Source organism: Methylosinus sp. Sm6, from assembly GCF_019802345.1.
In the GTDB taxonomy this organism is placed as follows: Bacteria; Pseudomonadota; Alphaproteobacteria; order Rhizobiales; family Beijerinckiaceae; genus Methylosinus.
Genome location: NZ_JAINDZ010000075.1, coordinates 1 through 5887 on the forward strand (window position 1 = coordinate 1; position 5887 = coordinate 5887).

Annotated in this window: 6 protein-coding genes; all 6 read left to right on the top strand. The window is 66.3% G+C overall.

Annotated elements, in window-relative coordinates; all coding sequences use genetic code 11:
* Positions 1-473: hypothetical protein (locus K3F48_RS23045; RefSeq protein ID WP_222577782.1), on the top strand; the 473-nt coding region annotated here is incomplete at its 5' end.
* A 107-nt stretch (positions 474-580) separates the two neighbouring features.
* Positions 581-1861 carry a hypothetical protein gene (locus K3F48_RS23050; protein ID WP_222577783.1) on the top strand — a complete coding sequence of 427 codons (1281 nt, stop codon included), beginning with the start codon at positions 581-583 and terminating at the stop codon, positions 1859-1861.
* A gap of 8 nt (positions 1862-1869) precedes the next feature.
* Complete coding sequence (locus tag K3F48_RS23055) at positions 1870-2400, top strand: phage major tail tube protein (protein ID WP_222577784.1); 531 nt, start codon at positions 1870-1872, stop codon at positions 2398-2400.
* Positions 2397-2858, top strand: coding sequence for a hypothetical protein (locus K3F48_RS23060; protein ID WP_222577785.1), 462 nt, complete (start codon positions 2397-2399; stop codon positions 2856-2858). The genes K3F48_RS23055 and K3F48_RS23060 overlap by 4 nt, the downstream gene beginning before the upstream one ends.
* Before the next feature lie 159 nt (positions 2859-3017).
* Complete coding sequence (locus tag K3F48_RS23065; RefSeq protein ID WP_222577786.1) at positions 3018-5573, top strand: phage tail tape measure protein; 2556 nt, start codon at positions 3018-3020, stop codon at positions 5571-5573.
* A 3-nt stretch (positions 5574-5576) separates the two neighbouring features.
* A partial coding sequence (locus tag K3F48_RS23070) for a phage tail protein (protein WP_222577787.1) occupies positions 5577-5887 on the top strand: 311 nt, incomplete at its 3' end.

Sequence of the window (5887 nt, forward strand, 5' to 3'; positions counted from 1 at the left end):
TGCATATCTGGGCTGCATATGAGGAGGTGGTGGCGGTATCCCATGCGGGTCTGCTGACATTGGCGCCCGCTATCGGCAATGACTACAACAGCGCCGCCGGCGCGGTTGTAACGACATCTATTCCTCCATATTCTTTCGAGTTCGAGGTTCGCGGGTCGTCGCAGCTGTTTTGCGGCCTGACCGGGACAAAGCCGGACGTGCTGGCGTGTTACGAGGCCTACAAATCCGCGACCTCCGCCGGCGTGCGCGTGAACGGCGGCGAGCCAGTAACAGACTCGTCGTTTAGCGGGATCGCCGCGACACAGACGGGACCTGTCATCGTGGGCGGCAGATATGTCGCTGGAGCGCTCGATCCGATCCATAGGCTCAATGGCCGGCTGCGCTCGCTGATCGTCTCCAACACATCGCCATCGCCGACAATTCAATCGCTCATCAGACGGGCGCAGGCCGCCCTCGCCGGCGTGACTCTGTGACGCCGCCGTCTCGCGCCGGTGAGCGGCAGGTGAAAGGTTTCACCCTTCGAGGGCTGCCGCGCGGCGCATAGCGTGCCTCGATCTCATCACGCGCAAGCGAGGAGCCGATGCCTACCGCCACGCCTCACGTCGGCGTCCGCACATTTCTCAATCGCGCGGACGTCCAGCCGCTCATCATTGCCGATCTGTCGACGATCGGCGGCACATTCACGCCCGGAACAGGCATCGACCGGGCGCTGTTCCCCGTCGATACGCCGGTGCATTTCACGACGGCCGACGCCGCGATGGTCGCGGGAGCGGGCTCGGGCACATTGAGGCAGACCATCGACGCGATCATCGCGGAGGGCGTCACGGCCTCGGTCGTCGCCGTGGTGCCGGATATTCTGGCCGGAGACACGGCGGACCAGGCGATCGCGAAGATGGCCGGCTCGGCTTCGGCGCGCACCGGCGCGTGGGCGCTGCTCGACGCCCAGGCGGAGGCCGGCACAGTCCCTGATATTCTGATCGCGCCGGGCTATGCGCATCTGCGGCCAGCGAGCGCCGCCAATCCGATCGTCACCGCCTATGACGCGATCTGCGAGCGGCTCATCACGCCGATCGTCGTCGCCGACACGCCGTCCGCCGATAAGACCGTCGCGGCGGAATGGGCGGCGGATTTTTCGGAAAGCCTCAATATCGTCGCGATCGGCCAGGGCGTGCGCGTCTCGGTCGACGGCTCGCCTGTCGTGCGGCCGGCGGCGCCATCGGTTGCGGCGCTGATGGTGGCGACCGACAAGTCGCTGGGCGGGCCCTATTACAACCCAGGAAACCAGGGGTTGAAAGGCATTCTGGGCCCCTCGCGCGCCGTCGATTTCTCGATCTCCGATCCGGACAGCGAGGCCAATTGGCTGCTGCAGCGCGGCGTCAATTCGATCGTGCAGCTGGAGCGCAATCGGACGTCGCGCAGCGTGAATTCGCCGCAGGGCAAGACGTTCTGGGGCTTTTTCAACACGAACTCCGATCCGCTGTGGCGGCTCATCAATGTCGTGCGGACGCGCAAGGCGGTGCGCGAGGTCATCCCGCGCACATTGGTCAAATATATCGGCCAGAACCTCGGGCCGCATCTCGCTGTCGTGCTGCGCCAGGCGCTCGTCGGATTCCTCAACGACCTGGCGGCGCTGCCTGAACCGGCGATCCTGCCGGGCGCCGAGGTGATGTGGGATCGCAACCTCAACGACAACGCCACGCTGCGCGTCGGCGGATTCGTCATTAATGCGGCGTGGGAGGAGTCTCCCGCGCTGGTCGATCTGCAGGTCTACACCGGGCGCCGCGAGGCGTCCTTCAACATCCTGGCCTCCGAAATTCAGGCGGCCATGTCGCAATTCAACGTCGCCGGGCAGCTCGGCTAGGAGGCGTCATGGATAATGTCGTTCGCGGATGCAATTGGTGGTTTGATCTGTTGAACACATGGCGCGTGCTCGACGAGGTCACGCTGCCGGAAATGACATTCGCCACGGATGATTTCGGCAGCGGCGGCCATGTCATGGACGTCGCATGGCCCGAGCAGCTGCAGGCGCTGAAGGCGACCATCAAAATCAAGACGGATGATCCGCGGATTCGCGGACTCTGCGGCCGCCAGCCGGGCGATTATGTCCAGGCGACCTATTACGAGAATTTGCGCTCGTTCCGCACCGGCGAAGCCAAAGGGCGCATCATCACGCTCAAGGGACTGCTCAACTCGGTGAAGGCCGATGCCCGCAAGGGGCTGAAAACCAGCGGCACCGAATATGAGTTCTCGACGCTCGTCTATTACGAGGACATCGTCACCGGCTCGGTGGTGCATCGCTTCGACTATTTCTCTGGCCCGGCGGCGACTGTCGTCGGCGGCGTGAAGCTGTTCAGCGACATGGCGGCCAATCTCGCCATCACCGGGGGGACCGTGCTGTGAGCGACGTTCGACAGGCGCTCGAAGGCGCTCCGAAAGCGGATTTCGTCAATATTCCGCTGCCGCCCGAGGAGGCGGCGGCGGAGATCGCGGCGCCGGCGCGCGAGGCGCCCGCGCCGCCATTGGTGGCGGTGCTGGATTTCCTGGAGCCGGAAGCGGTCCGCAAGGAGACGCCGTTCCGGTTTCCGTTTCGCCTCGACGGCCGCGAGGTGCGCAGCTTCGTGGCGCGCCGGCTGCTGCTGGTCGAGGTCGGCGGACTGGTCGCGCGGGCGCAGTCGCAGGGCGACATCGATCCGATCGAGTTCTATGCGGTGATGACGGGGCTGCCGGCGCCGGTCATCCGCGGGCTCGAGGCGGATGACGGGGAGCTGCTGGTCGAGACCTGCTACCCTTTTTTGCCCCGCATCGCGCAGGCTGCCATCTCACTGCTGACGCCCGCGAGTGGCGCCGCCTCGGCCTGATCGCGACGCGGCTGCTCGGCGAGCCCTATAGCCGCGTGCTGCGCTATCCTTGGGACGAGCTGCTGCTGCTGATCGCCGACGGCCAGGAGATCGAAGGCGAGCGCGGCGACGCCGCCGCGCTCCGCATGCTTTCCGACATTCTGGAGAGGCTGTAGCGCCATGACCGATCTCGACGTCGCCGTCCGGCTGCGGCTGGTCAATCTACTGTCCAAAGAGGCCAAGGTCGCCGCGAAGGATATCGCCGGCGTCGGCGCCGCCGCGGGCAAGCTCGACGGCAAGGCGGCGAGCCGCGTCGCCGAGGCGCTGGGGAAGGCGTCGAGCGCTTCCGACAAGCTCGGCGTATCGCTCGGCAAGACGAGCATGGCGGCCGAGAAGATCGGCGGCAAGGCGACGGGTCGGCTCACGGGCGAGCTTGGCAAGGCGTGGACTGTCTCCGCCAAGCTCGGCGGCTCGCTGGAGCGGACGGCGGCGGCGGCAAACAAGGCGGCGCAGGGCGTCGCGAGGATCGGCCAGGGATCGGCGGCGATCGACAGCACGCGGCGCCGCATCGATCAGCTCACCAAGTCCAACATCGCGCTCGGCATGAGCCAGCGCCGGCTCGTCTCCGCCAATATGATCGCCGGCATGAGCCGCAGCGGCGGCGGCGGAATTGGCGGCATGGCGGCCGCCGGAGCGGCCGGCGTCGCGTTGGGGCGGCACGGCGCCAACAAACGACAGGAAGTCCTGCGCGAGGCGGCGTCGCACATAACGCCCAACGCCTATTTGATCGGGGCCGGCGGAGCCGTCGTCGCTGGCGCGGCGATCGGCGGGACGGCGGCGGCGCTGGCCGCGACCGGAGCCTTCGCCACGAAAGAAGCCATTGATCGCAACAAGGCGTTGGCCGGCGTTCAGAAGAAGGTCGACCTTGCGCCGGGCGCGACCTGGGACGATCTCGAGAAGAAGATCGGCAAAATCTCGCGCAGCCTGGGGATGTCCTACACTGAAGCTGCGGACATCTTTGCCCAAGGCGGACAGGGCAATGTCGCTTATAAGGACCTCGACGGCTTCGCCACGCTCGGCGCGAAGGTTGCGACGGCGTGGGACGTCGGCGCGCGCGAAGCGGCGCAGATGCTGACCGAGGTCAAGGCGCAAACCGGCTGGACGATCCCCCAGCTCCAGAAGTTCGGCGATAAGGTCAATGGACTCGGCGACGTCTCGGCGGCCGCCGAGAAAGACATCGCGAAGATGTGGCAGCGTGCTTCGGCGGGCGCCGAAGTCGCAGGCGTCTCTTATGACGACTCGCTCGCGGCGATGACAGCTCTGCGCTCTGTCGGCATGCAAGACGAGGTCGCGTCGCGCTTCTTCGGTCAGCTTTCGTCACGTCTGCGCACTGCGGCGAGCCTCAAGGACGATGCTCAGGAGGCTTTCAAAGCGATCGGCTTGACGGCGAAGCAGGTGCAGAAAGGAATGGAGAAGGACGCCCTCGGCACAATGATCGACTTCCTCGAACGTCTCGCCAAGTCCAAGGACGGCATATCGGTCGCCAAGGGGGTCGGAGGGCAGGAGTGGTTCGATGAAATTCTCCTCTTCAAGAAGTCATTGCCCGAGCTGAAGCGTCTCGTCGATTACCTCAAGAGCAATCAGTGGGAGAACTCGCTCGATAAGGCGCTCACGATCGACCTCGGCACGACGACCAAAAAGCTCGAGCGGGCCTATCAGGCGCTATTGCACATCGGCGCGGAGGCGGCGAAGCCGATCCTTCCCTATATCGACCACGTCGCCGACAAATTGACGGCGGCGAGCGAGCGTAAGGACAAGGCCGCGCAGGCGTCCACCATCCTCGCGAAGGGCGTCAACGACAAGTTGTCGGAAGAGGAGGCGCAGCGGCTTGGCTCCGATCCGGCGCTCGTCACGCGTGTCGCGCAGCAACGCGAGGCGGAACGGCGGGAGCTGGCGACCGCCCGTTACGCGCGCGAGAAGGTCGCCGTCCAGGTCTCGAGCGCGCGCGCCGCCGGCTCCGGCGGCTTGGCGGATATCGCCTCCATGACGGCCGAGATGCGCAAGCTCGACGCTCAAATCGCCTATCTCGAGCGGCGCGTCGAACTCGCGAAGGAGACGCCGCCGGAGACGCCCGCCGTGCGCAAGGAAGGCCTGCGCGGCGCTTTCGGGCGCGCCAATCCGAAACTGGTCGAGGCGCTGGAGGGCAAGGTCAAGGCGTATGATACGGCGATGACGACGCGGGACCTGTTTCCGAACAGCGAAGAGGCTCGCCAGAAGGCGCAAAAGCTCGGTGACGAGCTGGTGGCGATCTTTCAGCGCGTCGACCTCACGCCGGAGGCGCGCAAGATCATAGACACATTTGCAACGGCCATCGGCGCGCAAGGCAGCCGAGTGGACGCCGAGGCGCAGGCGATCCGGGATCGCCTTCAGCAAATCCTCGGTGCGCCGATCGTCGTCAAGATCGAGCCGCGCCTCTCCGGCGCGCGCGGCCTCGGCGGATCGACGGGCGTCGGAGGCGGCGCGGCGGGCGGAAGCGGCGGGCCGACCGACAGCAGCGGCGGCGCGACGCCGCGGAAAAAGACGTCCAGTCGCGGCGACGTCCATTTCCACGTCGCACAGGCGAATTTCCATGGCGTCAAAGACGTCGTCAGCCTCCACCGGCAAATTTCCGCATTCGCGGACCGCCGCGCGCGCGCCGCCCGAGACGACGCGCTGCACGACATCGACGTGGGGTGAGGCATGGCTTTTCCCCTCGCCGTGATCGGACCCGCCGTGCTCGAGGTCATCGGCATCAATCCGCAAGGATTCGATCGGAGCGATTCCGCGCTCTGGCCATCGCATCCGGTCTTCGACGATGATCCATTCATCCAGCCGACGGCGGGCGGCGAGTCCACCGAGACGGTGCATCTCGCCTGCCGGCCGCATGTGATGGGCGGGCTCGCCAATTACGAGGCGCTGAAGGGCGTGCTGCGAGCCCGACAGCCGGTGCCGTTCCTCCGCATGTCCGGCCTGGTCGGCGGCTATATGGGGATGGTCGGCGTGCGGCAGAT

Bases quoted from the DNA above. Each gene is read 5' to 3' on its own strand.
- K3F48_RS23050 (WP_222577783.1), top strand. From the start codon at position 581: ATGCCTACCGCCACGCCTCACGTCGGCGTCCGCACATTTCTCAATCGC.
- K3F48_RS23055 (WP_222577784.1), top strand. From the start codon at position 1,870: ATGGATAATGTCGTTCGCGGATGCAATTGGTGGTTTGATCTGTTGAAC.
- K3F48_RS23065 (WP_222577786.1), top strand. From the start codon at position 3,018: ATGACCGATCTCGACGTCGCCGTCCGGCTGCGGCTGGTCAATCTACTG.